The sequence below is a fragment of the Natrialba taiwanensis DSM 12281 genome (genome assembly GCF_000337595.1).
GTDB lineage: Archaea > Halobacteriota > Halobacteria > Halobacteriales > Natrialbaceae > Natrialba > Natrialba taiwanensis.
Map to the genome: position 1 here is coordinate 285,950 of NZ_AOIL01000067.1, position 24,226 is coordinate 310,175.

A 24,226-nucleotide genomic window follows, 5' to 3' on the forward strand; every position below is an offset into this window, starting at 1 on the left:
AAGTGTACCTCTCTTCGGCAAAGCGGGCCACGAACGCAAGCGCCAGTCAGCACGATCATGTCGTCTGTTATTGATTACCATCCAATACAACTAACTTGACTGCGTTGGATGTACCGCACCGGATGCTTGTGTGGGACGCCCAACAGGATGGCCTCTCCGTCACCGACAGCGATACCGCCGCCCTTGCCGTGACCGGGACCGAGTTCAGTATCGACGAGGCCGACCCGACGCTCGACGTTCCGCGGCCGGTCGACGAAACCGTCGCGGTGACCGCACGCGAACTGCGCTTGCCCCACGCCGTCGTCTACGCGTTCCCCCGCGAATCGTCGACGCCACTCGAACTCGATCCCTGCGGCGACCCGCTCTCGCTTTCGCCCGGGGAGTACGTCGTCGACGTCGACACCGAGATCAAAACCTACCTGCAGTTTGCCGGTGCGGCGCGGATCGAGCGAACGGACGACTTCGAGTCCGTCGTCGTCTCCTTCCCCGAGCGAACGCGCGTCATCCTCGGCTTTCGTAGCCGCCACGAGTTCCCCGCGGGAACGATCACGGTTCCGGACTCACCGGCGGCCCTCGCGCAGGCGATTTCCCACCTCCCGTCCTCGCACAAGACGACGGGACCGGACCGCTCCTACCCGACGCTCCGGGGCCACCCGCCGCTGCTCGAATCGGGCGACGAACTGGCGATTCCGGACCGCGTTCGCGCCGACACGCCACGGACCGGAACCGAACTCGTCGTCCCGTCCGAGTACGAGTCGCTGTACGTCACTGCGCCGCTGGCGTACTACCTGCAGGCGCGCGTTCGAACGGACCCAACGATCAGCGGCGCACGGCTTCGCCTTCCCGAGTACGATGTCGAACGCTCCCTCCCCGGCCCGCCTCGACTCGAGCGCGAGGTCGAACAGTTGCTTCGACAGACGTTCTTCCTCGACTGTCTGGTCCGCAACGCCGGCCCCTACGGCACCGAACTCGCCGAGTCCAGACTGCTCGAGATCCTCGATCTCGACAGCGAGTCGCTGTATGCGGCCTCGCCGCAGAACCGACTCGCGACCTACCTCGACATTCCCTTCGGGGCGATCGAACACCGCCTGCCCGACTGGCACCTCGCGACGTACGTCACCCCCGAGTTCAGCCGCGCCGAGACGCTGCCGTTTCTGCTCGACCGGATGAGCCTGCTCTATCGACCCCGCACGTCGACGCTCGAGGGGCGTGAACTCGTCGAACGATCGCTCGAGGCGTTCTACCGCGACGGCGAGCGGGCGGGAACGGGAGGGCAGATTGCGTCCGTCGACATCGTCAAGCCCGAACTGCGCCACGGCCGGGCCCACGGCTGGCTCGCCGACGGCGTCCCCGTCGACGTCTTCACCGCTGCGCCGGAGGCCTACCACAACCGGCTCGCGTTCCTCGACCGCACCCGCGAGGAAACCTCCGTCTGCGTCGTTCTCAACGACCCGGACATGGCCGGCGAACACGACGACGTGGCCGGGATCTACCGCTCTCGGTCCGGCGACCTCCCGATGACCGTCACCGTCGAGGACGGCCTGACGACGGCCGAACTCGCTCGCGTCTTCGAGACGGGCCACGACTTCGTCCACTACATCGGCCACTGCGAGACCGACGGTCTCTGCTGTCCCGACGGCACGCTCTCGACGACGAGTCTGGACCGCTGTACCGCTCAGACGTTCTTTCTCAATGCGTGTGGCTCCTTCTACGAGGGACGAACACTGATCGAGAAGGGCAGCGTCGCCGGAGCCGTCACCGTCACCGAGGTCCTGAACGAGCACGCGATCAAGGTCGGCTCCACGTTCGCGACGCTGCTCGTCAACGGCTTCAGCATCGAACGAGCGATGGAACTCGCACGCCGGCGCATTATGATGGGTAAGGACTACACCGTCGTCGGCGACGGCACGCACTCGCTCACGCAGGGCGAACACCGCGTGCCCACCACCCTCCGTATCGACGAACTCGACGCAGAATACAGACGCTCCTCGCGCGCAATCCGGAACGGAGATCAGGATACGAGCACCGCAAGCACCGCGAGTACCTCGAGTACTGCGAGCAGCGACACTGACACCGACGGCACACACCAACCACAACAGACAGCACGGACCGATAAGCCTCAGTATCTCGTCACCTTCGACTGCTACTCGACCCGCGTCACCGGCTCCTATTACTTCCCCCACACCGCCGACAACGAGGTCGCCTACCTCTGTGGCTCCGAGTCCAATTTTATCGTCTCGAAACCCGAACTCGTAACGTTGCTCAAAGAAACGGAGGCGTCAGTGATTTACGACGGCGATATTCACTGGTCGGACTCGCTCTGGCCGCAGTTCGATGAGTAGTCCAGTCTCACGGGCCGCCGTACGTACTCACGCGCTCTGCAAACAATGTCTGCTGATTTGAACGCTGCTGAGAGAGCAATCCACCACTTCGCAAGTAGGGCCATACATCCATCCAGAGTCGGGTACTACTGAAACCCATGCAGTTCGATATTATCAGAACTCCTTTATATAACTATTCTAATTAATACACGAAATCAGATACGGATTAAACAGGAACTGTCATCGCCCGTCGCTGGCGACTATCCTGTTGTTCTGCGAAACCTATAGCTATAATGAACAACAACGGGACAAAAATTACCCGTTCGTCAATCAGGTGAGAAGTTCTGCCGTGAAGATGGCCACCAAAATTAAGTACTGGGAACTCGTTTACTTCTGCAGAGAGATGGTTTCGAATTTACTCAACCACCAGATTGACGATATACTCGAATCAGTCCTCGAAGACGCAAGCGGTGACGTCTACATGGTCAACCCCTCGCGGGACGCCATCGAGGAGTTCATCGCCGTCGCGACGGCGCTCGAGGGATCGCTCCCGTCGGTCCACATGCTCGCCGACGAGCGGACCCTGAAGGCGGTCATGGACGATTTCATCGTCGCCTCGAACGCGGCGGACCTCATCAGCGAGGGCGCACTCGCACTCCACACGCTCGAGGAAGCGCCGGAGAACTCGCTTTTGGTCACCGAAGACCGCGTCATCGCCGTCGTCCACGCCGGCGACCGCGTCGGCGGCCTCGTCACCGACGACGACAGTTTCGTCGAGGACACGTACGAGACCTACGCCGATCGTTGGGAGGACGCACCCGCTTACAACCTCCGGACACCGCCGATCACGGACGTTCGCGAGACCCTTTCCGACGAAATCAGCCCCGAGGCCGAGGACGACTTCACCGCGATCTTGAACTCGCTCGAGACGGCCCGTGGCGACGGCGACGGGCTCGACGAAGTGACGATCTCGCTGCTCGTCGCGGCCAAGAACGAGGCATTGCTGTACGACATCAGCAAGTGGGGCGAGGACGTGGGCATCGCGTCGAAGGCGACCTTCAGCCGCACGAAGACCAAGCTCGAGGACATGGGCCTGATCGACACCGAAAAGGTACCGATCGACGTTGGTCGGCCGCGCCTGCGCCTGAAGATCGGCGACGACCGGCTCCGCGAGGCCGATAACGGCCAGCTCGCGACGGTCGCCCAGTCTATCCTGAACTGAGACTGGCCGGCACCGACTGTCGCATCACTGTTTCTCGCTGAACTCGATGTCTTCCACTCGGCGGACAGCCGTTGTCGCCGGATGACGCAAACCCCAAGTTCTCGCCGCGTGAGTCCCCGACTATGTACGAGGCCGTCCACGCCCACCCCGACGGACAGAGCACGGTCGCCAGACTGGCGAAGACGGCGGCCGAGTTCAGCTTCGAGGGCGTGGTCGTGCGCAATCGCGCGGACGAGCGGGCCGAGTTCGACGCCGAGCGGATCGGGGACGAGTACGGGATCGACGTGGTCGAAGGGATCGAAATCGACGCCGACGATGTCGAACAGGCAAGCGGTGCGGTCGGCAACTACCGGACCGACGAGACGATCGTTGCGGTTGCGGGCGGAACGCCCGCGATGAACCGCTTTGCCGTGGAAAACGAGAAGGTGGACGTGCTCGCCCGGCCGATGGCCGAGGGGGGCGACGTGAATCACGTGCTCGCGAAGGCGGCCGTCGAGAACGGCGTTCGTTTCGAGTTCGATCTCTCGGGCGTCCTTCGCACCCACGGCGGACGACGCGTGCGGATCATCCAGTCGCTGCGAAAGCTCGCGGACATCGTCGGCCACTACGACGCCCCCTACGTCGTGAGCGCGACGCCGCGATCACACCTTGAACTCCGCGCGCCGCGAGAACTGGCGGCACTCGGCGAGCAGCTCGGCCTTTCGAGTTCGTTCGTCGAGGCGGGACTCGAAGAGTGGGGGCGGATAGCCGAGCGCAACCGCCGAATCCAGTCCGAGTCGTTCATTGAGCCAGGGGTCGAACGAGGCAGGTATGAAGAGGAGCATTGAGGATCACGCCGCCCGGTTCGACGAGATCGCAAGCGAGTACGATAACGAGAGTTCCGACGAGTATCGCGCGTGCGCGAATCTGGTTATCGAGCACGCTGCACCCGGTACGGACGATGTCGTTTTCGATCTCGGGACCGGAACGGGCGCGATCGCGCTCGCGCTGGCTCCGGACGCCGAGCGCGTCGTCGGGCGAGACATCAGCGAGGGCATGATGTCGGAAGCGGAGACGAAAGCGGCCGAGGAAGGGATCGAGAACGTCGCGTTCGGCCACGGGACGTTCCGAGAGCCCGAGTACGACGGGGACGTCGATATCGTAACGTCGAACTTCGCGATGCATCACCTGTCGGACGAGGAAAAGCGCGAGGCGATTTCGGTGATCGCCGACCTCGGGCCGCGCACGTTCGTCCTCGGGGATGTGATGTTCTTCGGCGAGCCGAACCCGGACGAGCCGTTCTACTCGCCGGAGGTCGACGATCCGGCGACCGTTGGCTTCCTCGCGGATGCGCTTACGGACGTCGGCTTCTCACTGTCGGCCGTCGAACGCGTTCACGAGCAGGTCGGCGTGTTGGTGGCCGAGCGCGGCCGTCCCGACGCGGACCAGAACGAATGAAACACCTTCCAAAACACCTCCGGCCGCGCTGGCGGTATCTCGCGGTCGAGATCGAGAGTTGGCCGGACGCGTCGATCGATCGTCGAGCGTTCCAGCGCGAATGCTGGTACGCGGGCCAGAATCTGCTTGGTGATCCGGGGAGCGCACGCGCCGAGCTGTCGGTCCTGCAGTTCGAGTTCAGCGCCGACGCAGGCGTCGGTGAGGCGCTCGTCAAGGTCAGACACGGCTGGACAGACGAAGCGCGGGCAGCGCTCGCTTGCATCGACGAAATCGACGGACAGCCGGTCGGTGTTCGGGTCAGCGGTATCAGTGGCACGATCCGTGCCGCTGAAGAAAAGTATTTAGGGCGACGCGGGCAAGATTCTGAAGAGAGAAACGTCGTGTTCGGGAACGAGGAGCGAGTCGCCGTCGTGCGCGATGAATCTGTAGACGTGCGACTCGATGCGGCGTTCGCGGGGACGACAGACCTCGATTACGACTACGATTACGATTTAGCGTGATACTATGCAGGGACAAGCCCAACAGCAGGCGTACGACCGAGGCATCACGATCTTCTCGCCCGACGGCCGACTCTACCAGGTGGAGTACGCCCGCGAGGCGGTCAAACGTGGCACGGCGAGTATTGGCGTGCGAACCGACGACGGCGTCGTGCTGGCCGTCGACAAGCGCGTTCCCTCGCCGCTGCTCGAAGATTCGAGCGTCGAGAAGATCCACAAGGCAGACGACCACATCGGCATCGCGAGCGCGGGTCACGTCGCTGACGCGCGCCAGCTAATCGACTTCGCGCGCCGACAGACCCAGGTCAACCAACTGCGCTACGGCGAACCGATCGGCGTCGAAACGCTGACGAAGGAAGTTACCGACCACATCCAGCAGTACACCCAGGTCGGCGGCGCACGCCCGTTCGGCGTCGCACTGATCGTCGGCGGCGTCGAAAACGGCGAGCCGCGCCTGTTCGAGACCGATCCGTCCGGAACGCCCTACGAGTGGAAGGCCCTCGCCGTCGGTGCCGACCGCAGTGAACTCCAGAGCTATCTGGAAGAGAACTACGACGATGAGGCGGACTTAGACGGCGGCATCCAGCTCGCCCTCGACGCACTCGCGTCGGTCAACGACGGCTCGCTGCTCCCGAGCGAGGTCGGCCTTGCCACCGTTGACGCCGAAACCGAGCGCTTCGAACAGTTCGAACAGGACCGCATCGCGGACCACTTGACGGAGAACGACCTCCTCGATGAGGGCGACGAGGACGGCGAATCCGAAGAGTAATCGAGCCAGAGACTCGTGACGACCCGCTCGGTCGCTCGAGTTCACGATCATCGGTTCTCGATCCCGACTCCTGACGCCTGACAACTCGCGCTGTTGCACTCGTTTGTCACTGTTTCGGGATTCGGATTCGTTCGACGGCTCCGAGCGACTGCCTCGTCTCAGGAAAAACTCTTTTACGAAGCCGGAGGAACGCTTCGGTATGATCTCTCTTGACGAGGCGGTGACAGCGCGACTCGAGTCACACGGGGCGCGCTTTGAAGTGTTGGTCGATCCGGATGCGGCCCTCGCGATCAAACGCGGCGAGTTCGAGGGTGACCTGGAGGATGTCATTGCTGCGGAGGACGTCTTCGAGAACGCCTCCCGCGGGGACCGCCCCGCCGAGAGCGACCTCGAGAAGGTCTTCGATACGACGGATCCACTGGAAATCATCCCCGACGTTATCACGGAGGGGGAGATCCAGATTACGGCCGAGCAGCGACGCGAGATGCAAGAGAAAAAGCGTAAACAGCTGGTCGACACCATCGCGCGCAACGCGGTCAACCCGCAGATGGATAATGCGCCACATCCGCCGGACCGGATCGAGAACGCACTCGAGGAAGCGGGCTTTACCGTTGATCCAATGGAAACGGTCGAATCGCAGGTCGACGACGCGCTGGACGACCTTCGACCGGTGATCCCGATTCGGTTCGAGGAGGTGACGATTGCGGTCCAGATTCCGGCGGAGTACGCGGGCAGCGCGCAGGCGCAGGTCCGACAGTTCGGCGACCTCGAGCGCGAGGAGTGGCAGGCCGACGGCTCCTGGATCGGCGTCGTCACCTTCCCCGCAGGGATGCAAAACGAGTTCTACGACGTGGTCAACGAACACTCGAGCGGCAACGCTGAGACGGAGTTGATCAAGGACAAGGACGATATTCAGACGCGATAGTCGGTGGCGCGTCGTGGCGGTACCGGTGTGAGAACGGAAATCCCTGAGACTGGAAATCCAACAGCGACACTGCAGCACCGGACGTTCTGTTCTAACCCGGTCTGCGTACCGTTTCCGGACATAGATGGCGTTACACGGTCTGCTGTACCGATTTCCCAGCGCAATTCCAGAACAGGTCGCAGGTACGACGGAACTGACTGTCAGCAGCTCGGCCCGTCTCAGGCGCGGTAGTATCCGATCAGAAAGCCGCTCGTAAAGCCGACGGCGATCGACGCGACGGAGAGGAGCGAGTCGATCCAGTGGGCAGTGACACCGGCGTTTGACACCCTCTGTTCTTGTGTCGTGATGAGCCCGGCAGAGAGTCGATCCCAGTCCACGATAACGATGCCCTGGGACTGGAGATAGCGAACGACCATCAGTTCGATGCCGAAGATAATGGCAATCAGTTTGGCGACTCGCTTGGTCCCAAAGCCGAGCAGTCCGCCGAGGACTGCGCCGGCGATGAACTCGAGTGTAAGCGTCGTCGGGTCGGCGGAAACCATCACCGCGAGTATTCGTATCACAGATAATGACTGTTTTGATCCGATTCCCGTCAAGCGAGCGGCCAGCGAACCGGCGGTACAACCACGAGTTCAGTGCGGGCACGGGATTCAAGGCGGTTGGAGACGTACAGTGGAGTATGATTGTCTTGCGTCCAACGGAGGTGGCCTGCCGGCACCCCGAGCGTGGTTGATGGCGTCTCGTCGCCAGCCTGGTCGCGGTCGCGGTTGTACCCGCACCCGTGCTCGCGTTCGCGCATGGAGTCGACTTCGTTTCGGCAACAGCGACGGCACAGGATCAAATCTCAACCACAACAGTCCACGCTTCGTCTCGCCAGCACCGGCCGAGGATCGAATACACTGTCCACGCTGCTCTGTGGCTGTGTCCCTGCAGCAGCAGTGATATCATCTGTGACACGTCTCATCAACGGTAGTAGCGGCTTTCGTCCAGACGCCGTCAGTACCAGTACAACCACCACCATCCGACCCAACCGCAGAATCACCGACAAACCCGAAGTGACCCCTGCAATTGCATTCGAATCCGCATGAGAGCACTCATCGCCAAGCGCGTCGACTCCGGAACGCCAGACACAAGCGAGATTTCCGACCTCGCCGCCGCCGCCGGCTACACCGTCGTCGGTGAAATCACCCAGTCCCGCCGGGCTGACCCCGCACTCCAGATCGGCGAGGGCAAGGCCGAAGAACTCGCCGAAACAGCCGCCGCCACAGATGCGACGACCGTCATCTTCGACAACCGGCTCGGCCCCTACCAGACGTACAACCTCGGCCAACTCCTGCCTGAGGGCGTCGAAGTCATCGACCGGTTCACCCTCATCCTCGAAATCTTCGGCCAGCGCGCCCAAACTCGAAAAGCCCAGCTCCAGGTCGAACTCGCCGAACTCCGCTATGAACTGCCCCGCGCCGAGGCCAAGACCAGCCTCGCCAAACGCGACGAGCACCCCGGCTTCATGGGGCTCGGCGAGTACGACGAAAGCCGCGAGCAGGACATCAAAGACCAGATCAGCCGCATCACCGACGAACTCGAGCGCATCGAACAAACGGAGGAACACCGTCGCGAACGACGACGCAACTCCGGCTTCGATCTGGTCGCCCTCGCAGGCTACACGAACGCCGGCAAATCCACGCTACTCCGACGACTCGCGGCCGATCTCGATGTCGACGAGAACGAGGATCTCCACCCCGACCTCGACTCGACCGCCGAATCCCAGGACAAGCTGTTCACCACGCTCGGAACGACCACCCGCCGCGCCGACATCGACCCGCGCGACGTGCTCGTAACCGACACCGTCGGTTTCATCAGCGATCTGCCCCACTGGCTCGTCGAATCCTTCAAATCGACGCTGGACTCCGTCTACCGGGCCGATCTCGTCTTGCTCGTCGTCGACGTGAGCGAAGACATCGACGACATCCACGAGAAACTCGTCACCAGCCACGACACCCTCTACGAACGCAACGAGGCCCCGATCGTCACCGTCCTCAACAAGATCGACGCCGTCGGCGACGCTGAACTCGAGGAAAAGCGAGAGGCGCTGTCCGCGCTCGCACCGAACCCGGTTACCGTCAGCGCGCGGGAGGGGACGAACGTCGACGCACTGCTTGATCGGATCGACAGCGAACTGCCCGATTGGGAGGAAGAACGGCTCGTACTGCCGATGACGGATGAGACGATGAGCGTGGTCTCGTGGATCCACGACAACGCCCACGTCGACGACGTTACCTACGGGGACGAAGACGTACTCGTCTCCTTCGAGGCGCGACCCGCGGTAATCTCGCAGGCGCGCTCGCGCGCAAGCGAGTTGCAGACGGCGACGCCCGAATCAGCCTAACCTGGTTGTCCCTCCGCTGGATGGTAGATTACGGTCTGAATTTTATTAGACTATATATGAGAACGGGAAACTATTGGTGGTGTGAATCGACGAGAAATACTCGGCGGAATCGGAACGGGAACCGTCCTCGGCTCTGCTGGTTGTCTCGGGAGTATCCCGAATCTCGATGGTGAAACCGACGGACCGGAAGATGTCGTCGAACAGTACACCGAAGCGATAGAGAAGGATAATCTAGACGCGGCAGCCGATCTCATTCACCCGGATAGTAACCTCCCGGCACCCACCGAATCGGATGACGTACCGGTCGACACGATCGAAGAGCGGCCGTTATCGGAGATCTGGATCGAGTTCAAGGATGACGAGGAGGAGAGCAACGAAACAGCGATCGAAGCGAGTGCCGAAACGCAAGAGAACGATTTGAGCGCCAAGTTCGAGGAGAGCGGTCTCGACGACCACGTGTTCGTGTACGTCTCGTATTCGTCGGGGCCGGTCGATGAGTTCTACTTCACCATGGTGAAAGATGATGGCGAGTGGTACATTTACCAGTAGCGAGCGCGGATCAACGTGATCGACGTGGAGTCGGATAGGCACTGCTGTGCAGGAACTGCCAGCCACCGGCCGCTCCCGGTACTGATCGATACCGGCGCGCCGCGCGCTCCGGACCCCTACCATATAAAACAGTGACCTGTGTGCAGTAGGGTATGGAACGTGTCGCAGTCATCGGCTCGTCGATGACCCAGTTCGGGCAGCGAGACGAGTGGGTTCTGGAACTCCTCTCGGAGGCCGGACTCGCCTGTCTCGACGACGCGGGCGTCGACGCGGCGGATGTCAAGCACCTGTACGTCTCGAACATGGCGAGTGGCGAGTTCGAGGGACAGACCGGGATCATGAACGCGCTGGCCCAGGACATCGACGCGACGCCGGCGTACACCCAGCGGGTCGATCAGACGAGTTCAAGTGGCGGGGCGGGAATCTACGCTGCCTGGCAGTCGGTCGCGAGCGGGGCGAGCGAGATGACGCTGCTCGTCGGCGGCGAGAAGATGACCCATCGAACGACCGGCGAGGCGACGGACGTGATTGCTTCGTTGACCCATCCGGTCGAGTACAAACACGGCGTGACGCTGCCCTCGTTCGCGGGGTTGACCGCGCGACACTACCTCGATCGGTTCGATGCGCCCCGCGAGAGCCTCGGGAAGGTTGCCGTCAAGAACCACAAAAACGGCGTCGACAATCCGCACGCGCAGTTCCGGAAGGAGGTCGATCTGGAGACGGTGCTGGAGTCGCCGATCGTGGCCGATCCGCTCCGGTTGTACGACTTCTGTCCGATTACGGACGGATCGGCGGCCCTACTGCTGTGTCCCGAATCTGTCGCCCAGGAGTACACCGACGAGTACGCCGTCATCACGGGTATCGACGGTGCGACGGACACGCACGTCGTCCACGAGCGCGAGGACCCGACCGTGATGGGCGGCGTCGTCGAGAGCGGCGAGGGTGCCTACGAGATGAGCGGCCGCGAGCCCGACGACATCGATGTCGCTGAACTCCACGACATGTTCACGATTCTCGAGTTCCTCCAGATGGAGGGACTCGGTTTCGCCGAGCAGGGCGAGGCTTGGGAACTCGTCGAAGAAGGGGAGACGGAACGCGACGGCGAGTTGCCGATCAACACCTCCGGCGGGCTGAAATCGAAGGGCCACCCGCTCGGTGCGAGCGGCGTCGCACAGGGGGTCGAGATCTATGAACAGCTCGTCGGCGAGGCCGGCCCACGGCAGGTCGAGGCAGACGTGGGACTGTGCTGTAACGTCGGCGGCTTCGGGAACTGCGTTATCACCACCATCATGGAGGCAGCACAATGACGATGGACGCCTACCGGTACGAGGACGGCACGATCAGCTACCCCGGTCATCCACGCGGCCCCGACGGCGCGGAGCCGGTGGAAACGATCGATCTGAGCGAGTTCACCGCGGAGGTCGTCACGTGGACGACCTCGACGGCGACGCCCCCGGGCGTTCGCGAGCCGAACCACCTGGCGATCGTCGAGTTCACGATCGAGGGCGAATCGGTGCGCGCGATCGGACAGGTGACGACGGGCGAGATCGAGGTCGGTGACGAGGTCCGGCCGGTTTACGTCGATGAACTCCGCGAGCCGGGCGCGGGCATTCGGGAGCCGGCGAGTCAGGAGTGGGACGGCTATCGGTTCGAGCCGGTCTAACGTCCTCCGGGTCGTATTCTATTCGCCGTTGCCGTCGGTATCGTTGCTGCTGGAATCGTTGTCGCTGCCATCTGTCTCGTCGTCATTGTCGGCAGCGGTCGCCGAATCGCCGCGATCGTTGTCTTCGGCGTGCGGTTCGCTCGATTCGGTATCGGAATCGCCAGCGTCGTGCCCGTCATCGGCCGGCGGCACCTCGTCCGAACTGTACCGATCCTTCAGCGTCTCGAGTTCAGCGTCGACATCGACGTTCGAGCCGTTCGCCGCCTCGGTTTCGTCTGTCGTCTCATCGCGTGGGGGGCAACCGTCGCCGATGTCGATCTGAACTCCATCGGTAGTCCTCGTCTCAGTGCTGTCACCACCGGTATCAGAAGTCCCGTCATCGGGACCGGACTCGCGGTCGGCAGTCGCTTCCCGGAGGCGAGTATCGACTTCGTCACGGAGCCGCCGCGCCTCCGTGAGGAGCTCACGGGCGTCTTCGTCCGCGGGAAGGGCATCCGACGAGGCCGCCCGCTGGAGTTGCGTGAGGACCGTATCGAGCTGTGAGAGCGTCGTCCGACGAACGTCAGTAGCGCGCTCGCCCGTCGTTTCGGCCGCCGCCGACGCGCGATCCCTGGCTTCTCGTTCGGTGCGCACGAGGTTGAGTCCGCGCTGGAACGCCTCGAGTGCGCGCACGCTCGATTCGAGGGCGGTGATGGCGGCGGGAATGGCGAACTCGTCGGTGAACGCGAGAACTTCCCGGGGAGACGGTGGCCGGAGCGGTGGTCCGGATGGCGATGTGGGTGAGAACGGGGACCGGCGGTCGCTCTCGGCGAGTTCTTGGCGGAGTAGCTCGATCGTGTCGGTGAGTTCGCGAACGGCCGTCGCGAGATCCTCGTCGGGGTCGGAGCGAGGAGCGTCGGAGTCGGAGCCGGAACCGGAGTCGGCGTTGGAGTTGGAGTTGGAGTTGGAGTCGGGGTCGCCCATACCCCCTGTATGGGGTCACGGTATGAAAATCCGGCTGTCGGGAAGAATGTGAGAGGCTTCCGACCGCGAGTCAACCGGCAGAACTCGGACGGTGGCGAGCATCGTTTTTCTCCCGTATTCATCCCGAAATATTATGTGTGATCGGTGTCTCTGTCAGCGAAGATGGGGTCAGAATCCGGGGGTTCCGACGTCACGGAGACGGACAGCGCGACGGTGCCAGGGGGAACCGTTGACACCGAGACGGAGACGACCTTCGCACAGGCACTCGATGCGCTCAAACGAGAAGGGAGTTCCGTCCTGGTAGTCGGTGCCGACAGCCAGAATGCACACGAGACCGTCTGTCGGCGGCTCGCAGGCGTTCACCGTGAGTTAGACTCGGAGACGCCGGAGACAGCTGACTCGCGCGGCGTCCAGTATCGACTGCGCGTCACGGACACCGTCGATGCAACAGCCAGCGCGGACTCTTGGCAGGACTGTACGAACCAGCCGGCCCGAACGCGTACGATTTCCACGGCTTCCGTCGATCGCTCTCGATCCGGTCACACGCACTCGCCCGAGTCGCTGCCGGGTGAGCAGCCGCTAATCGGCACGATCGGCCTCGAAATTATCGAGGCGATCGACGAGTTCGATCGGGAGACGGCCGACTGCAAACCGGCGGGTCTTCGTCTCTGTCTGGATTCACTGGTCACGTTGCTCGATGAGCACGACACGGACGAGGTCTTTCGGCTGTTGCATCTGGTGACGACCGCCACGACTCACGCTCGGGGAGTCGGTCACGTCCACCTGCCGCTCGACCCCGACCACGACGCCGTTGCGCTGCTCGAACCGCTGTTCGATGCGCTCGTCGAACTGCGAACGCGCGACGGTATCGACGAACAGCGTTGGACGCTGCGCGATCGTGAACTGGTGACGGAGTGGATGCCGGTCCGATCGGTCCACTAGTTTTTGCACCCACTTACCAACTCACCCACCACCTGGACGTCGATTGCGTACTCGGCAGTACGGCTTCCATCGATCCAAGCACTTTTCTCTCCGCCACTCCCCTCCACTGGTGTGCGAATCGAGAACAGTTTCATTCCCGTTCGCGGCGTCGGCGAGGTGACCGAACGCCGCCTCTGGGAACACGGAATTACCCACTGGGACGAGTTCGACGGTAGCGTCGTCGGTGACACGCTCACGGATCGGATCGAGACGTTCATCGAAACGGGCCGAGCCCACCTGGAGCAGGGTGACGTCGCTCCGTTCGCGGAGTCTCTTCCCGCTTCGAGCCGCTGGCGACTCTACGAAAACGCCCGCGAGAACACCTGCTTTCTCGACATCGAAACGACCGGTCTCGACGCGAGCCACCACGACGTGACGACCGTCAGTCTTCACCGCAACGGCGAGACGACGACGTTCGTCAAGGGCCGCGACCTCACGCGCGACCGACTCGCGGCTGCACTCGACGCCGCATCGCTGCTGGTCACGTTCAACGGCCGGCGCTTTGACGTGCCGTTTCTCGAGACCTGCTATGATCTGGACGTGACGACGCCACACGTCGACCTCATGTACCCCTGCAAGAAAATCGGCCTCGACGGCGGACTCAAAGCGATCGAACGGGATGTCGGTATCGACCGCGACCTCCCGGAGATAAGCGGCCGCGATGCCGTCCGTCTCTGGCGGGAGTACGAACGCGGCGACGATGCCGCACTCGAGACCCTGATCGAATACAACCGGGCGGACACGCAGCACATGGAACCGCTCCTTGAACTCGTCACAGAGCGGCTTCACGAGCAGGTGTTCGAATCGGTTTGTCGCGGCGAATAATTCTGGTCCCGGCAACCAGTACGTATACGGGTGTCGACCGGCCACCATCCCACATGACCCCAGGAACCGAGCCGGACACAACAACGGATACCTACGTCGTCGAGATCGACGTTCGGCTTCGAGATATCGACTTCATGGGCCACGTCAACAACGCTACCTACGCAACCTACCTCGAACAGGCCCGAGAGGCTTACTTCCAGGATGTTTTCGACACCTCGCTCGCCGATCTCGATACCGTTCTCGCACATCTCGAAATCGACTACAAACAGCCAATCGAGGCCGACGCAGCCGTCTCCATCGCACTCACCGTCGGTGAACTCGGGACTGCGAGTCTCCCGCTCACGTACGAGATCTACGCTGACAAGTCCCTGGCAGCGACGGCCACGACCGTCCAGGTCTTCATCGACCCCGGTACCGGCGATTCACGGCCCGTTCCGGAAGCCTGGCGCTCCCAGCTCGACTAGCCACGACCCATCCGTCGCATCCATCGTTTTTCGATCGAGAGACCGCCTCGCCGGTGGAGATACTATGATGACACCTCTCGCAACGTTACCTCACCGTCGCCCGTAATAACGACGTGGTAACCATTGAACGTGAACTCGACACGGCCCGAAATTCGATCGGACCCGTCCTGTCGCGGTGCAAACAGTGCATCCAGTGCTTCGGGATTGACGACAGTATAGAGGGATTCGTACTCCGGCGGTTCGATGTCTGTCGGATCGACTCCCTCTCGTTCGGCGACTGCAGCGATTACGTCGAAGCTAAGCGACCGTGTCTCGGCGGTCTCCGAACGATCGACTGAGAGTAGCATTGGCCGGACTCTTTCCTCGCCTATATATAAATCCACTGGCCTCAACCCAAGCTTGTAGTACATATATGTAGACCACTAGCCGTAGTTGTTCGCTAATGTATTTCTTTCCATATATATGTTTAAAAATATAGTTGAGTTCATCAAACTTGAGACGTTTCAGGGAGCCGTATCCGCCGGACAGGAACCCGTTGTAAACGTGGAACACGCCATAGTTTCCGCCGTTTGGGTCGGAGCACCAGTCGCCATTTGTTTCGGTGATTATTTAATAAATAGTTACCGAGTTCAGGTCTGGTTCTTGCGCTTCCCGCGTACGTTCACGCGTCGGCGGGCACGCCCGAACACGAATTTGAGCCGGCCTTTGCGCTGAGCATATTGGCTGTCGATCTGGTGGCGATCGGTATCCTCACATCGACGACGCCATGGTAGTCTCTCAGTTGGCACGGTTCCGAGAACCGAGATCTATTCAGTTTCCTCGTGTGCTGCCTTTGTACTGTGTGACCGTCCTTATCAGTGTGTGGCCTCGATCAACCGTTCGACGCGATCAGTGTCCAATCCGAGGCGGTACTCGATGTCCGTCCGCGTACTGACCCAGCGGTAGAACGAGCGTTGAACCGTTTGTTCGAATTACCGGCGTTCTCTGAATGCCAGAATGTGCCGATACCAGTCGGTAGGAGATTTGAACCTAAGGATTTAAGCCAGGGGTGGGATTTGAACCCACGAAGTCTCGATTACAAGTCGAGTGCATGAACCGCCCATGCTCCCCTGGCGCAGTCCGTTGGTTAGCAATCCTCCTTTGAATGTGTATCGTTTTCGGTTTCCGTTCGCGATCCGTTCGACCAGACCGCTCAGTCGGTCTCGGTATCAGTATCCGCCCCGGCTGTGGGCTCCTCGAGCGATCGTTTCATCGCCACTCGATAGGGTTCGTATCCGTGCGCTCGGTAAAATCGCCTGGCATCCTCGTTTTGTGCCATCACTTCGAGCAGCAACACCTCCGCGCCCTTCGATTCGAGTTCAGCCGTGGCGGCCTCGAGTAGCGCGGACCCGATGCCCCGGTCGCGATAGGCCGGGTCGACGTAGAGATTCGAGAGGGTGCCACGCGTCCGCTCGAGTTCGAGACTGCCGCGTTCGAGTGAGACGGAGGCAAAGCCGACGATTGCGTCGTCGACGCGAGCGACGAGAAGGCCGTCGGCAACGCGGTGTGCGGCGAGGGTCTCGCGCATCAGTTCGCGGTTGGCCTCCGCGCGGACGGCCGAGTCGAACTCGCGCTGGCCGCGAGCGAGTCGGACCCAGAGATCGGTGACGGCTTCGAGATCGGCGCTCGTGGCGTGGTCGATAGTTAGATTGGTTGTCATCGTCGGTCGTCATTGTTAGTCGTCCGGTCATCGATCGGCGATCAGCGATCCGAGGGTAGGGACCATTGCCAATGGTGCGGTCAAGCAGCGTCAACAGTACGCTCGAGCGCGCTGACAGCAGGCAGCTGATCGGCGGTCAGCATCTGCAACGCGGCACCGCCGCCGGTACTCACGTGCGAAAAGCCCTCGACGCCGAGTCGGCGGAGCGCCGAGGCAGTGTCTCCGCCGCCGACGATACTCGTTGGCACGTCCGTCGCCGCGCCGTAGAGCCGTCTGGTTCCCAGTTCGAATCGGTCGTCCTCAAAGACGCCAGCCGGCCCGTTGAGGATAACGGTGCCTGCGTCCTCGAGAAGCCGCTCGTAGTAGGCGAGCGTCGATGACCCGATATCCATCGCGGCCTCGCCCTCCTGGGGCGGTAGCGCGTTGACGCCGAGTTCGTGGCGGCTGTCGTCGCGGTCGACGGCGACGTCGCGGGGCAGCGCAATCCGGTCGCCGTAGGCGTCGAGCAAGTCGCTAGCGCGATCGATCTCGTCCCAGTAACCCTGTTCGTAGATGAAATCCGAACTCGCGTCGCCGAGGTCGACGCCGTCGGCGATGAGGAAGACGTTGGCGACGACGCCGGCAGTGAGGATGTGATCGGCGAGATCCTTCTCGAGAACGCTCCAGGCGACATCGATTGAATCGGGGACTTTCGCGCCGCCGAGGACGTAGATCCGCGGTTCGGGGGTCTCCTCGATCGAGCCGAGCACGTCGAGTTCGGATTCCATGACGCGACCCGCATACCCCGGCATGACGGTTGGAAAGCCGACGAGCGAGGGCTGCGAGCGGTGGGCCGCGGCGAAGGCGTCGTTCACGTAGGCATCGAGAACGGGCGCGAGATTCGCCACGAGCTGTGTTCGAGCAGCGCGGTCCGGGTCGAATTCCATGTATTCCTCGCTGTAAAAGCGGGTGTTCTCGAGAACGACGCAGTCGCCGTCTTCGAGCGAGCGGACGGCATCGCGTGCGGCCTGGCTGAACGTTGCATCGACGTAGTCGACGGGACGGCCGAGCAGGTCGGAGAGACGGTCGGCATGCGGAGACAGGGTGCCGAAGTCGTCACCGCCGGGTCGGCCCTGGTGGGCAAGGACGGCAACCCGACCGCCGCGCTCGAGCAATTCCGAGAGCGTATCGACGTGAGCACGGAGCCGGGCGTCGTCGGCGAGAGACCCGTCGTCGGCGATCGGACTGTTGATGTCGACGCGAACGCCGACGGTTGTCCCTTCGACGTCGAGGTCGTCGAGGGTATCGATCATTGTCGATCAGTCCACCGCGGCACCCGAAAGGTCTTTCTATCGGAGAGATAGTCTCCGTCCGCTGTATCCACGGTCCGTGATTACAGCGACCATGATAACGGTCAGTGTCCCCGCTCACGTAGCCGCCAGAACTGCACCCTGCACTCGTCACCGAGACGCCAGTCCGCAGTCAATTTGAATGCTGATAGCGATAGCTGAACTCGTCTGCGGGCGGAACTGTGTGGTCTCGATCGCCACAAGTGGGGACGTCATACCGTCCGGCAATCGGTACAGACCAGTTGGCCGTTCGCATCCCAGAGTTCGTCCGCGAGTGAGCCACAGGATTCACAGACGCCCTGCGTCGAATACTCGTCACCGCCGTTTGGCTGCAGTTGGGTCTGCGTGTCGAGTTCGCCTCTCGGCGTCGTGGCGGCGAGGCGTTCGTCGCCGCGGTCCTGATCGGCGACGGCGCTCGATTCGGGGTCGGTCGTTCGTGGTGGCGTCATCGTTGCCTGGAACGAGCCGGCGGCAGCGATGACATCGCGTTGGGTAACGACGCCGCGGAGTTCGGTATCGCGTTCGACGACGAGATTGCGGATGTTTTCACGAGCCATGATCGTCGCTGCGTCGGTAACCGACCGGGCCGGTTCGATGGTGATCACGGGGGTAGTCATCGCTTCGCCGACGGTCGTTTCGGCGGGATCGCGGCCGGCTGCGACGAGACCGAGGACGTCCCACTCGGTCATGATGCCGACCGGATTAGCGCCGCGGACGACGAGTACACAGCCGGTGTGTTCCTCGCGCATGAGCGTTACTGCGTCCTGAACGGTGTCTGACTCGCTGACACCGACGTATTCGGTCGTCAGGACATCCCTGACCGACAGTTCCGATTCCATGTGTGAACACACCGCGCGGTCGGGCTAAAAACTACCTCCACTACACTTAAGCGGCCACACGCCGAAGTTTTCTGCTTCTACGACCGCGGGAATCGATGTCAGCGGGCTACCAGTCTACTTCGACTCTGGTTCCGTCTGCCCGACAGATTTCGAGCGCGTGTTTTGCAGCGAACCCGGCGTTATGGGCGTTCTCACCGCGTCCAACGCCGACCTGGAGTTCGACATCGACGGCGTCCTCGACGTGGTGAATCGCGTCCTCGTAGTCGCCTTCCGTCAGGTCCGGACAGGAGACGATAATGTTGTCGCCGCCGACGAAAAAGGAGAGGCTCTCGTGGGCAGTGCGCATGTATCGCATGAGTTCCGCGTAGCCCTGTTCGATTTCGATGAACGTATCGAAGGCATTGAGCTCGTCCGTGTAGTTGCCCGTCGCGTTGATAACGTCGAAGTGGGCGATCTGGACGTCGTCGTCGGTCTGGTGGGCAGTTTCGATCGCCCGCCCCTTGAGACACTCGCGCCGACTCTTATCCTGTGCGCTGCCTGCTTCCTGTACCAGCGTGGTCGCATCGGCAAGCGCCTGGACGGGCGAGGTGCCGGTCGCGACGCCGAGACTGAGCGTCACGGGGTAGCGATTGTTCACCGACTCCTGAAGGAGTTCGTGGTCCGCCATCGAGAGCCCGTTCGTAACCGCGATCATGTTATCGAACCGGCTGAAGAAGACGTAGCCGCCACGGTTGCCGACGAACTGGGAAATATCGGCATAGAGCCGAGATTGCATCGTCTGGAGGTCGGCTTCGCGTCGTGGCTCCGGCGTCACCGTCCACGGCCCGTAGTTGTCGATCTGAACGAGCGTTACCTGCGTGTTAGTCACGGTGCCCGAAGCTTTCGAACGCCATCGTATAAGTGATACGTAATCCAGATTCGTGATGGCGAACGGTCGTCAGCCGTATTCGGCCGAGATGGTCACAGCATCACTCCGAGTGGAACCGAGTCGAACAACGGCGAGACTCAGGCGTGTTTCTGCTCCGGATTCACACCCTGCGGGTGATAGTCCCAGAAGCCCCCCTGCCGCATCGCCGCGCCGACCGCCTTGTGCATGTCCGTAATCGTCTCGAACTCCGCCTGCTCGACGAACTCGAAAATCTCACTGAGTGGGACGACCGTCTGGTAGTTCACCCGGATCGGATCGTCGCCGTACTCCGCGACGAACTCGTCCCGATCGAGCGGGAAGTCTTCGTCCTCGTCGACCTTCTTGGCGATGACTGCCATGTCGTACTTGCGCATCCCCTCGCTGCCCTCCTCGCCGTCGGGGTCGTGTGGCCAGTCCGAACTCATACTCGGATGTGTGCAGGGGTCCCGCAAAAGGGTTACTCTTGGTCGCGACGACCAGCAATCGTTATACCGCGAGCGTCCGCAGACGTGGGTGATGGCGCTTCGACTGAGCGGGGCGCTACGGTACCCACTCCGTGGCGAGCGCTCGATGGATCTATTCGTGGTCGGTGGCTTGCTCGGGCTTGTGACGGTTATCGCAGGACAACTGGGCGTGACGATGGGGACGTCGCAGCCGCTCCTCGCAGTGTCGTTTCTCGTCACATCGATGGGAGCTGCCACTGCCTTGCTCGGCTATCTCCTTCGCGTATTCGAGACGACGGTGGACGGAGGAGAAATCCCGCCGCCGTTTCGTCCGCTCGGCTCGACGCTTCGACGCGGCTGTCGGCTGGCCGTTCTCTCGGCCGGGTATGCGATCCTCCTGGTGGCCGTCTTCGCGGTGGTCCTCGCGGTGTTCACTCGACTCCCGTTTTCGGCGGCGGTCGGCTTCGCCGGATCGATGGTGTTTTTCCTGCTGTCAACGACGACGCTCGTCACTGTTCTTGCGATCGGATACACGTACTCGATCGCTGTCGGTCGGATCGCCGAGGGGACGACGCTTCTCGAGGCGATAGATATCCGCCTGCAGCGGCCGGTTCTTGTGGATGGAAGCTACGCGATTGCGTGGCTGATCGCGTTCCTCATCGTGGTTCCGGGATGGGGGTTTCTCGCAGCGGCGTTCTCCCGACGAACGATATTCGGGGTTATCGCGGTCTTTCTTGCCCTCTACGCACATCTCGTTTCGGTCCGCGTTCTCGCGCGCGGCTATCGAAGTGCAACGGGATGCGATTCACCGTCCGTGGAAACGAACGGCGACTCGAGTCGATAGGTCGGTCGAGAAAGAGACCGAGTTAGAGCTTCGTTTCCGGAATCGTCGTCGACTCGACCGTCCGGTTACGCAGTGCGTGTCCGCTCTGTCGGTCGAAGACGTGCACTGCTGATTCTGGGATGTGCGCGTAGACGGTCTCCCCCGCCTCGACGTGGTGCATCCCGTCGACCGTGGCGACGAACGTCTGCGTCTGCTCGTCACCAATGGTGAGGTAGACGTTGTTCTCGTTGCCCATCGGTTCGACGACATCGACGACCGTTGCGTAGGTGTGGGCCCCGTTTGCGGTGGATTGGAGGTCGATATCCTCCGGGCGAACGCCGAGGACGAGTTCAGCGTGGGCGCCCGCAAGCGCGTCACCAGTTTCGTTCGAGAGGTCGTACCTGAAGTGGTCGTGGACGAGCTGGCTGTCGTCGCGGGTTACGTCGAAGAAGTTCATCGAGGGTTCGCCGATGAAGCTGGCGACGAAGAGGTTTGCGGGTTCGTGGTAGCACTCGAGTGGGGTGCCGACCTGCTGAAGTTCGCCGTCGTTCAGGATGGCGATTTTGTCGGCCATCGTCATCGCCTCGGTCTGATCGTGGGTGACGTAGATGGTGGCGACGTCGAGTTCGTTCTGGAGGCGTTTGAGTTCCGTGCGCATCTGCGCGCGGAGTTTGGCGTCGAGGTTCGAGAGTGGTTCGTCGAGCAGGAAGACCTCGGGGTCGCGGACGATTGCGCGGCCGAGGGCAACGCGCTGTTGCTGGCCGCCGGAGAGATCGTCCGGTTTGCGTTTGAGGAGGTCGTCGATGCCGAGCATGTCGGCGGCGGACGCGACCGTTTGTTCGATCTCGTCGTCGGGCATCGTGGTCGACTCCTGTAGCCCGAAGGCCATGTTTTCACGGACGGTCATGTGCGGGTACAGCGCGTAGGACTGGAACACCATCGCGATGTTCCGGTCTTTCGGTTTCGAGTCGTTGACGACCGTGTCGCCGAGTCGGACCTGGCCGGCGCTGATCGATTCCAAGCCGGCGACCATTCGGAGGGTCGTCGACTTGCCACAGCCGGAGGGGCCGACGAGGACGAGGAATTCCCCGTCCTCGATCGTGAGCGATACGTCGTCGACGGCGGTGATTTGGTTGCCGTCGCGTTCCGTGAACACCTTGGTTACGGCGTCGAGTTGTAGGTCTGCCATCGTTTTGATCTGTGAGTTGTGATCACATCGTCTGTCCTTTCGCGAACTGTTCTCCGAACATGATGTACACGAGAATCGTCGGGAGCGCTGCGATGAACGCGCCAGCCATCTGCACGCCGTAGTCAGTCGCCATCGCGCCCTGGAGTGCGTTTAACTCGAGGGTGACGACGTAGTTCGCGCGGTCGCTGAGCAGGACGAGCGCGAACAGGAAGTCGTTCCAGATCTGCGTGAACTGGTAGATCAGCGTCACGGCGAACATCGGAACCGAGAGCGGCAGGACGATCTTCCGGTAGATCCGGGCGAGGCTCGCGCCGTCGAGGCGCGCCGCCTCGATGAGTTCGTCGTCGAGCGTCTGGTAGTACGATCGAAAGAGGACCGTACAGATCGGGGTCCCGTAGGCGATGTGGGTGATTATCAGTTCGACGAGTTCACCGCGTTCGTGGAGCCCCGAGATGTCGACGATCGACCAGAACTGACGGAGCGGGACGAGGACGGCCTGGTAGGGAATGAAGACGGCTGCGAGGAACAGCGCGAGCAAGAATGCCTGCCCGCGCCAGTTGACCTTGGTCAGGCCGTAGGCGGCCAGGCTGCCGAGGAGTGCCGAGAAGACGGCTGCGGGGATCGTCAGCGCGAAGCTGTTTATCATCCCCATGGCGAGTTCGCCGCCGGCGGTGAACCAGGGGTCGACAGTGAATCCGTCCAGATGTGGGAACGAAAGCAGTTCGATCGGCGGCTGTAGCGGTGAGGTCTCACGGTACGCTTCCTGGGTCTTGAACGCGGTCGTGAGCCCGCCGTACAGCGGGGAGAGGTAGCCAATCACGAGTGCAAGCAATGCGCCGTAGAGCGCGAGCCGACCGGGGCCGATCCGCGGGAGACGCGAGGAGTCGTCGGTCGCTGGTTCCGTTTCCGTTTCCGTGTCCGTCTGCGTGTCCCTGTCTGCGTCCGTGTCGGTGTCGGTATCTGCGTCCGCGTCTCTGTCTCTGTCTGTGTGAGCGTCGGTATCGTCCGTCATTAGAGTGCACCTCGCTTGTACTGCGTGTAAGCGTACGGTCCGATGATCGTCAGTGCGAGCGCGAACAGGACCACGGCGATCGCAGCGCCGTAGGCCCACTGGCTCGAGGAGAACGCCTCGCGGTACATCGTGACCGCGAGGATGTCGACGGAGCGGCCGGGGTTGGTCCCGAACATCACGTAGATGAAGTCGAACGCCTTGAGCGCGAAGACCATCAACACGACGACCGCGCCGATGGTCGAGGACCGAAGCTGCGGGATGATAACTCGCCAGTACAGCTTCAGTGTCGACGCGCCGTCGATCCGCGCGGCTTCATAGTGTTCGTCCGGAATCGCCCGCAGCCCCGCGAGGTAGACGATCATACAGTAGCCGCTGAACTGCCAGATGAGCGCGACGATCACCGCCGCGAGTTTGAACTGCGGGTTGCCGATCCAGTTGTGCGCCAGCAAATCGAGTCCGAAGACGTTCAACGTCGTATTGATCACCCCGTTCGACGCGTACATCCACGACCAGAAGATTGCTGTCACGACGAACGATAGCGCCATCGGCAGCAGATAGATCGTCCGAAACGCGTTCTCGAAGCGAATCTTCCGATCGACGAGCAGGGCAAGCCCTAGTCCGACGACCAGCGATGATCCCGTGAACGTGATGAGAAGCAGGATCGTGTTCCACAGCGACGCCCTGAAGTCCTGGTCCGCCGGCAACTGGCGATACATCTCGAGCGAAAGGTCGGTGTACTCCGGTTGTCCGAGCCCGGACCAGCCGGTAAACGAGATGGCGATGTTCCAGGCGATTGCCCCGTAGACGAACAGCAGGACGAGCAGCGTCGGTGGCAGCCAGAACGGCATCGACTCGACGAAGTCACTGTCTCGAAGCCGGCCGGCGAGCGACCCCTGCGTCTGCGTTCCCTGGGACTGCTCCGTCGCCGTCTCGGATAGCGGGTTGAGCCGTCGGAGGGAGTTCCGTAACGAGTCCATAGTGAAT

General features: G+C 62.1%; 27 protein-coding genes and 1 tRNA gene. 15 read left to right on the plus strand and 13 right to left on the minus strand.

From position 1 onward, the window contains the following. The first annotated feature begins 122 nt into the window (after positions 1-122). The 7 genes from C484_RS19700 to C484_RS19730 all read left to right on the plus strand — a co-directional run bounded on the left by C484_RS19700 (position 123) and on the right by C484_RS19730 (position 7,171). Positions 123-2,342: a hypothetical protein gene (locus tag C484_RS19700; protein ID WP_006827637.1), complete on the plus strand. Its 2,220-nt coding sequence runs from the start codon at positions 123-125 to the stop codon at positions 2,340-2,342. A 382-nt stretch (positions 2,343-2,724) separates the two neighbouring features. After that, positions 2,725-3,543: a transcriptional regulator TbsP gene (gene tbsP / locus C484_RS19705; RefSeq protein ID WP_006827638.1), complete on the plus strand. Its 819-nt coding sequence runs from the start codon at positions 2,725-2,727 to the stop codon at positions 3,541-3,543. Between the two features lie 122 nt (positions 3,544-3,665). Next, complete coding sequence (locus tag C484_RS19710) at positions 3,666-4,370, plus strand: RNase P subunit p30 family protein (RefSeq protein ID WP_006827639.1); 705 nt, start codon at positions 3,666-3,668, stop codon at positions 4,368-4,370. Continuing rightward, positions 4,354-4,980: a class I SAM-dependent methyltransferase gene (locus C484_RS19715; protein ID WP_006827640.1), complete on the plus strand. Its 627-nt coding sequence runs from the start codon at positions 4,354-4,356 to the stop codon at positions 4,978-4,980. Before C484_RS19710 ends, C484_RS19715 begins: the two co-directional genes overlap by 17 nt. Then, positions 4,977-5,480 carry an Rpp14/Pop5 family protein gene (locus C484_RS19720; protein ID WP_006827641.1) on the plus strand — a complete coding sequence of 168 codons (504 nt, stop codon included), beginning with the start codon at positions 4,977-4,979 and terminating at the stop codon, positions 5,478-5,480. Before C484_RS19715 ends, C484_RS19720 begins: the two co-directional genes overlap by 4 nt. Before the next feature lie 4 nt (positions 5,481-5,484). Beyond that, a complete protein-coding gene (gene psmA / locus C484_RS19725) occupies positions 5,485-6,246 on the plus strand; it encodes an archaeal proteasome endopeptidase complex subunit alpha (RefSeq protein WP_006827642.1) in 762 nt (253 codons plus the stop codon). A 199-nt stretch (positions 6,247-6,445) separates the two neighbouring features. After that, on the plus strand, positions 6,446-7,171 hold the full coding sequence (locus tag C484_RS19730) for a ribosome assembly factor SBDS (protein ID WP_006827643.1): 726 nt from the start codon (positions 6,446-6,448) through the stop codon (positions 7,169-7,171). Positions 7,172-7,389: 218 nt separating this feature from the next. Here the strand turns inward: C484_RS19730 and C484_RS19735 are convergent, their stop codons facing one another. Continuing rightward, positions 7,390-7,713, minus strand: a complete 324-nt coding sequence (locus tag C484_RS19735) for an FUN14 domain-containing protein (protein ID WP_006827644.1) — start codon at positions 7,711-7,713, stop codon at positions 7,390-7,392. Between the two features lie 50 nt (positions 7,714-7,763). Then, the gene (locus tag C484_RS19740) at positions 7,764-7,970 is read right to left on the minus strand and encodes a hypothetical protein (protein ID WP_049915760.1); all 207 of its coding nucleotides are present in this window, start codon (positions 7,968-7,970) and stop codon (positions 7,764-7,766) included. A 285-nt stretch (positions 7,971-8,255) separates the two neighbouring features. Between C484_RS19740 and hflX the strand changes: the two genes are divergently transcribed. From hflX to C484_RS19760, 4 genes are all read left to right on the plus strand, one after another. Next, positions 8,256-9,557 (plus strand): GTPase HflX, encoded by a 1,302-nt coding sequence (gene hflX, locus C484_RS19745; protein ID WP_006827645.1) that lies wholly within the window; start codon positions 8,256-8,258, stop codon positions 9,555-9,557. Between the two features lie 81 nt (positions 9,558-9,638). Next, positions 9,639-10,106, plus strand: coding sequence for a DUF4878 domain-containing protein (locus C484_RS19750; protein ID WP_006827646.1), 468 nt, complete (start codon positions 9,639-9,641; stop codon positions 10,104-10,106). Between the two features lie 152 nt (positions 10,107-10,258). Continuing rightward, complete coding sequence (locus C484_RS19755; RefSeq protein ID WP_006827647.1) at positions 10,259-11,413, plus strand: thiolase family protein; 1,155 nt, start codon at positions 10,259-10,261, stop codon at positions 11,411-11,413. Next, on the plus strand, positions 11,410-11,769 hold the full coding sequence (locus tag C484_RS19760) for a hypothetical protein (protein ID WP_006827648.1): 360 nt from the start codon (positions 11,410-11,412) through the stop codon (positions 11,767-11,769). The genes C484_RS19755 and C484_RS19760 overlap by 4 nt, the downstream gene beginning before the upstream one ends. Positions 11,770-11,787: 18 nt before the next feature. Here the strand turns inward: C484_RS19760 and C484_RS19765 are convergent, their stop codons facing one another. Next, positions 11,788-12,732 (minus strand): DUF7547 family protein, encoded by a 945-nt coding sequence (locus C484_RS19765; RefSeq protein ID WP_006827649.1) that lies wholly within the window; start codon positions 12,730-12,732, stop codon positions 11,788-11,790. A gap of 162 nt (positions 12,733-12,894) precedes the next feature. Between C484_RS19765 and C484_RS19770 the strand changes: the two genes are divergently transcribed. The 3 genes from C484_RS19770 (at position 12,895) to C484_RS19780 (ending at position 15,002) form a co-directional block, all read left to right on the plus strand. After that, positions 12,895-13,674 (plus strand): DUF7504 family protein, encoded by a 780-nt coding sequence (locus C484_RS19770; RefSeq protein ID WP_006827650.1) that lies wholly within the window; start codon positions 12,895-12,897, stop codon positions 13,672-13,674. 111 nt (positions 13,675-13,785) lie between these two features. Beyond that, positions 13,786-14,538 (plus strand): ribonuclease H-like domain-containing protein, encoded by a 753-nt coding sequence (locus C484_RS19775; RefSeq protein WP_006827651.1) that lies wholly within the window; start codon positions 13,786-13,788, stop codon positions 14,536-14,538. Between the two features lie 53 nt (positions 14,539-14,591). Then, positions 14,592-15,002 carry an acyl-CoA thioesterase gene (locus tag C484_RS19780; RefSeq protein ID WP_006827652.1) on the plus strand — a complete coding sequence of 137 codons (411 nt, stop codon included), beginning with the start codon at positions 14,592-14,594 and terminating at the stop codon, positions 15,000-15,002. Between the two features lie 62 nt (positions 15,003-15,064). Here C484_RS19780 and C484_RS19785 read toward each other — a convergent pair whose 3' ends face one another. The 7 genes from C484_RS19785 to C484_RS19815 form a co-directional block, all read right to left on the minus strand. After that, the gene (locus C484_RS19785) at positions 15,065-15,349 is read right to left on the minus strand and encodes a HalOD1 output domain-containing protein (RefSeq protein ID WP_006827653.1); all 285 of its coding nucleotides are present in this window, start codon (positions 15,347-15,349) and stop codon (positions 15,065-15,067) included. A gap of 693 nt (positions 15,350-16,042) precedes the next feature. Then, positions 16,043-16,116: transfer RNA gene (locus C484_RS19790), tRNA-Thr, on the minus strand. Between the two features lie 78 nt (positions 16,117-16,194). Next, on the minus strand, positions 16,195-16,701 hold the full coding sequence (locus C484_RS19795) for a GNAT family N-acetyltransferase (protein ID WP_006827654.1): 507 nt from the start codon (positions 16,699-16,701) through the stop codon (positions 16,195-16,197). 80 nt (positions 16,702-16,781) lie between these two features. Beyond that, positions 16,782-17,993: a phosphoglycerate kinase gene (locus C484_RS19800; protein ID WP_006827655.1), complete on the minus strand. Its 1,212-nt coding sequence runs from the start codon at positions 17,991-17,993 to the stop codon at positions 16,782-16,784. 248 nt (positions 17,994-18,241) lie between these two features. After that, entirely contained in the window at positions 18,242-18,868 is a 627-nt protein-coding gene (locus C484_RS19805) for a CBS domain-containing protein (RefSeq protein ID WP_006827656.1), read from the minus strand. A 106-nt stretch (positions 18,869-18,974) separates the two neighbouring features. Next, positions 18,975-19,736, minus strand: coding sequence for a GTP cyclohydrolase III (locus C484_RS19810; protein ID WP_006827657.1), 762 nt, complete (start codon positions 19,734-19,736; stop codon positions 18,975-18,977). A 137-nt stretch (positions 19,737-19,873) separates the two neighbouring features. After that, the gene (locus C484_RS19815; RefSeq protein ID WP_006827658.1) at positions 19,874-20,200 is read right to left on the minus strand and encodes a DUF5785 family protein; all 327 of its coding nucleotides are present in this window, start codon (positions 20,198-20,200) and stop codon (positions 19,874-19,876) included. A 91-nt stretch (positions 20,201-20,291) separates the two neighbouring features. On the opposite strand from C484_RS19815, the gene C484_RS19820 reads away from it, so the two are divergent. Continuing rightward, positions 20,292-21,062 carry a DUF4013 domain-containing protein gene (locus tag C484_RS19820; protein WP_006827659.1) on the plus strand — a complete coding sequence of 257 codons (771 nt, stop codon included), beginning with the start codon at positions 20,292-20,294 and terminating at the stop codon, positions 21,060-21,062. 22 nt (positions 21,063-21,084) lie between these two features. Here the strand turns inward: C484_RS19820 and C484_RS19825 are convergent, their stop codons facing one another. Genes C484_RS19825 through C484_RS19835 form a run of 3 tightly spaced genes read right to left on the minus strand, consistent with a single transcriptional unit; the run spans position 21,085 to position 24,219 of the window. Then, a complete protein-coding gene (locus C484_RS19825; RefSeq protein WP_006827660.1) occupies positions 21,085-22,230 on the minus strand; it encodes an ABC transporter ATP-binding protein in 1,146 nt (381 codons plus the stop codon). 22 nt (positions 22,231-22,252) lie between these two features. Continuing rightward, on the minus strand, positions 22,253-23,242 hold the full coding sequence (locus C484_RS19830; RefSeq protein WP_006827661.1) for a carbohydrate ABC transporter permease: 990 nt from the start codon (positions 23,240-23,242) through the stop codon (positions 22,253-22,255). Further along, the gene (locus C484_RS19835; protein ID WP_006827662.1) at positions 23,242-24,219 is read right to left on the minus strand and encodes a carbohydrate ABC transporter permease; all 978 of its coding nucleotides are present in this window, start codon (positions 24,217-24,219) and stop codon (positions 23,242-23,244) included. Before C484_RS19835 ends, C484_RS19830 begins: the two co-directional genes overlap by 1 nt. Between the last annotated feature and the right edge of the window lie 7 nt (positions 24,220-24,226).

What these genes read in the sequence shown, in the direction of transcription:
- C484_RS19700 (WP_006827637.1), top strand. Translation starts at nt 123, where the DNA reads ATGCTTGTGTGGGACGCCCAACAGGATGGCCTCTCCGTCACCGACAGC.
- tbsP (WP_006827638.1), top strand. Translation starts at nt 2,725, where the DNA reads ATGGTTTCGAATTTACTCAACCACCAGATTGACGATATACTCGAATCA.
- C484_RS19710 (WP_006827639.1), top strand. Translation starts at nt 3,666, where the DNA reads ATGTACGAGGCCGTCCACGCCCACCCCGACGGACAGAGCACGGTCGCC.
- C484_RS19715 (WP_006827640.1), top strand. Translation starts at nt 4,354, where the DNA reads ATGAAGAGGAGCATTGAGGATCACGCCGCCCGGTTCGACGAGATCGCA.
- C484_RS19720 (WP_006827641.1), top strand. Translation starts at nt 4,977, where the DNA reads ATGAAACACCTTCCAAAACACCTCCGGCCGCGCTGGCGGTATCTCGCG.
- psmA (WP_006827642.1), top strand. Translation starts at nt 5,485, where the DNA reads ATGCAGGGACAAGCCCAACAGCAGGCGTACGACCGAGGCATCACGATC.
- C484_RS19730 (WP_006827643.1), top strand. Translation starts at nt 6,446, where the DNA reads ATGATCTCTCTTGACGAGGCGGTGACAGCGCGACTCGAGTCACACGGG.
- C484_RS19735 (WP_006827644.1), bottom strand. Translation starts at nt 7,713, where the DNA reads ATGGTTTCCGCCGACCCGACGACGCTTACACTCGAGTTCATCGCCGGC.
- C484_RS19740 (WP_049915760.1), bottom strand. Translation starts at nt 7,970, where the DNA reads ATGCGCGAACGCGAGCACGGGTGCGGGTACAACCGCGACCGCGACCAG.
- hflX (WP_006827645.1), top strand. Translation starts at nt 8,256, where the DNA reads ATGAGAGCACTCATCGCCAAGCGCGTCGACTCCGGAACGCCAGACACA.
- C484_RS19755 (WP_006827647.1), top strand. Translation starts at nt 10,259, where the DNA reads ATGGAACGTGTCGCAGTCATCGGCTCGTCGATGACCCAGTTCGGGCAG.
- C484_RS19760 (WP_006827648.1), top strand. Translation starts at nt 11,410, where the DNA reads ATGACGATGGACGCCTACCGGTACGAGGACGGCACGATCAGCTACCCC.
- C484_RS19765 (WP_006827649.1), bottom strand. Translation starts at nt 12,732, where the DNA reads ATGGGCGACCCCGACTCCAACTCCAACTCCAACTCCAACGCCGACTCC.
- C484_RS19770 (WP_006827650.1), top strand. Translation starts at nt 12,895, where the DNA reads ATGGGGTCAGAATCCGGGGGTTCCGACGTCACGGAGACGGACAGCGCG.
- C484_RS19780 (WP_006827652.1), top strand. Translation starts at nt 14,592, where the DNA reads ATGACCCCAGGAACCGAGCCGGACACAACAACGGATACCTACGTCGTC.
- C484_RS19785 (WP_006827653.1), bottom strand. Translation starts at nt 15,349, where the DNA reads ATGCTACTCTCAGTCGATCGTTCGGAGACCGCCGAGACACGGTCGCTT.
- C484_RS19795 (WP_006827654.1), bottom strand. Translation starts at nt 16,701, where the DNA reads ATGACAACCAATCTAACTATCGACCACGCCACGAGCGCCGATCTCGAA.
- C484_RS19800 (WP_006827655.1), bottom strand. Translation starts at nt 17,993, where the DNA reads ATGATCGATACCCTCGACGACCTCGACGTCGAAGGGACAACCGTCGGC.
- C484_RS19805 (WP_006827656.1), bottom strand. Translation starts at nt 18,868, where the DNA reads ATGGAATCGGAACTGTCGGTCAGGGATGTCCTGACGACCGAATACGTC.
- C484_RS19815 (WP_006827658.1), bottom strand. Translation starts at nt 20,200, where the DNA reads ATGAGTTCGGACTGGCCACACGACCCCGACGGCGAGGAGGGCAGCGAG.
- C484_RS19820 (WP_006827659.1), top strand. Translation starts at nt 20,292, where the DNA reads ATGGCGCTTCGACTGAGCGGGGCGCTACGGTACCCACTCCGTGGCGAG.
- C484_RS19825 (WP_006827660.1), bottom strand. Translation starts at nt 22,230, where the DNA reads ATGGCAGACCTACAACTCGACGCCGTAACCAAGGTGTTCACGGAACGC.
- C484_RS19830 (WP_006827661.1), bottom strand. Translation starts at nt 23,242, where the DNA reads ATGACGGACGATACCGACGCTCACACAGACAGAGACAGAGACGCGGAC.
- C484_RS19835 (WP_006827662.1), bottom strand. Translation starts at nt 24,219, where the DNA reads ATGGACTCGTTACGGAACTCCCTCCGACGGCTCAACCCGCTATCCGAG.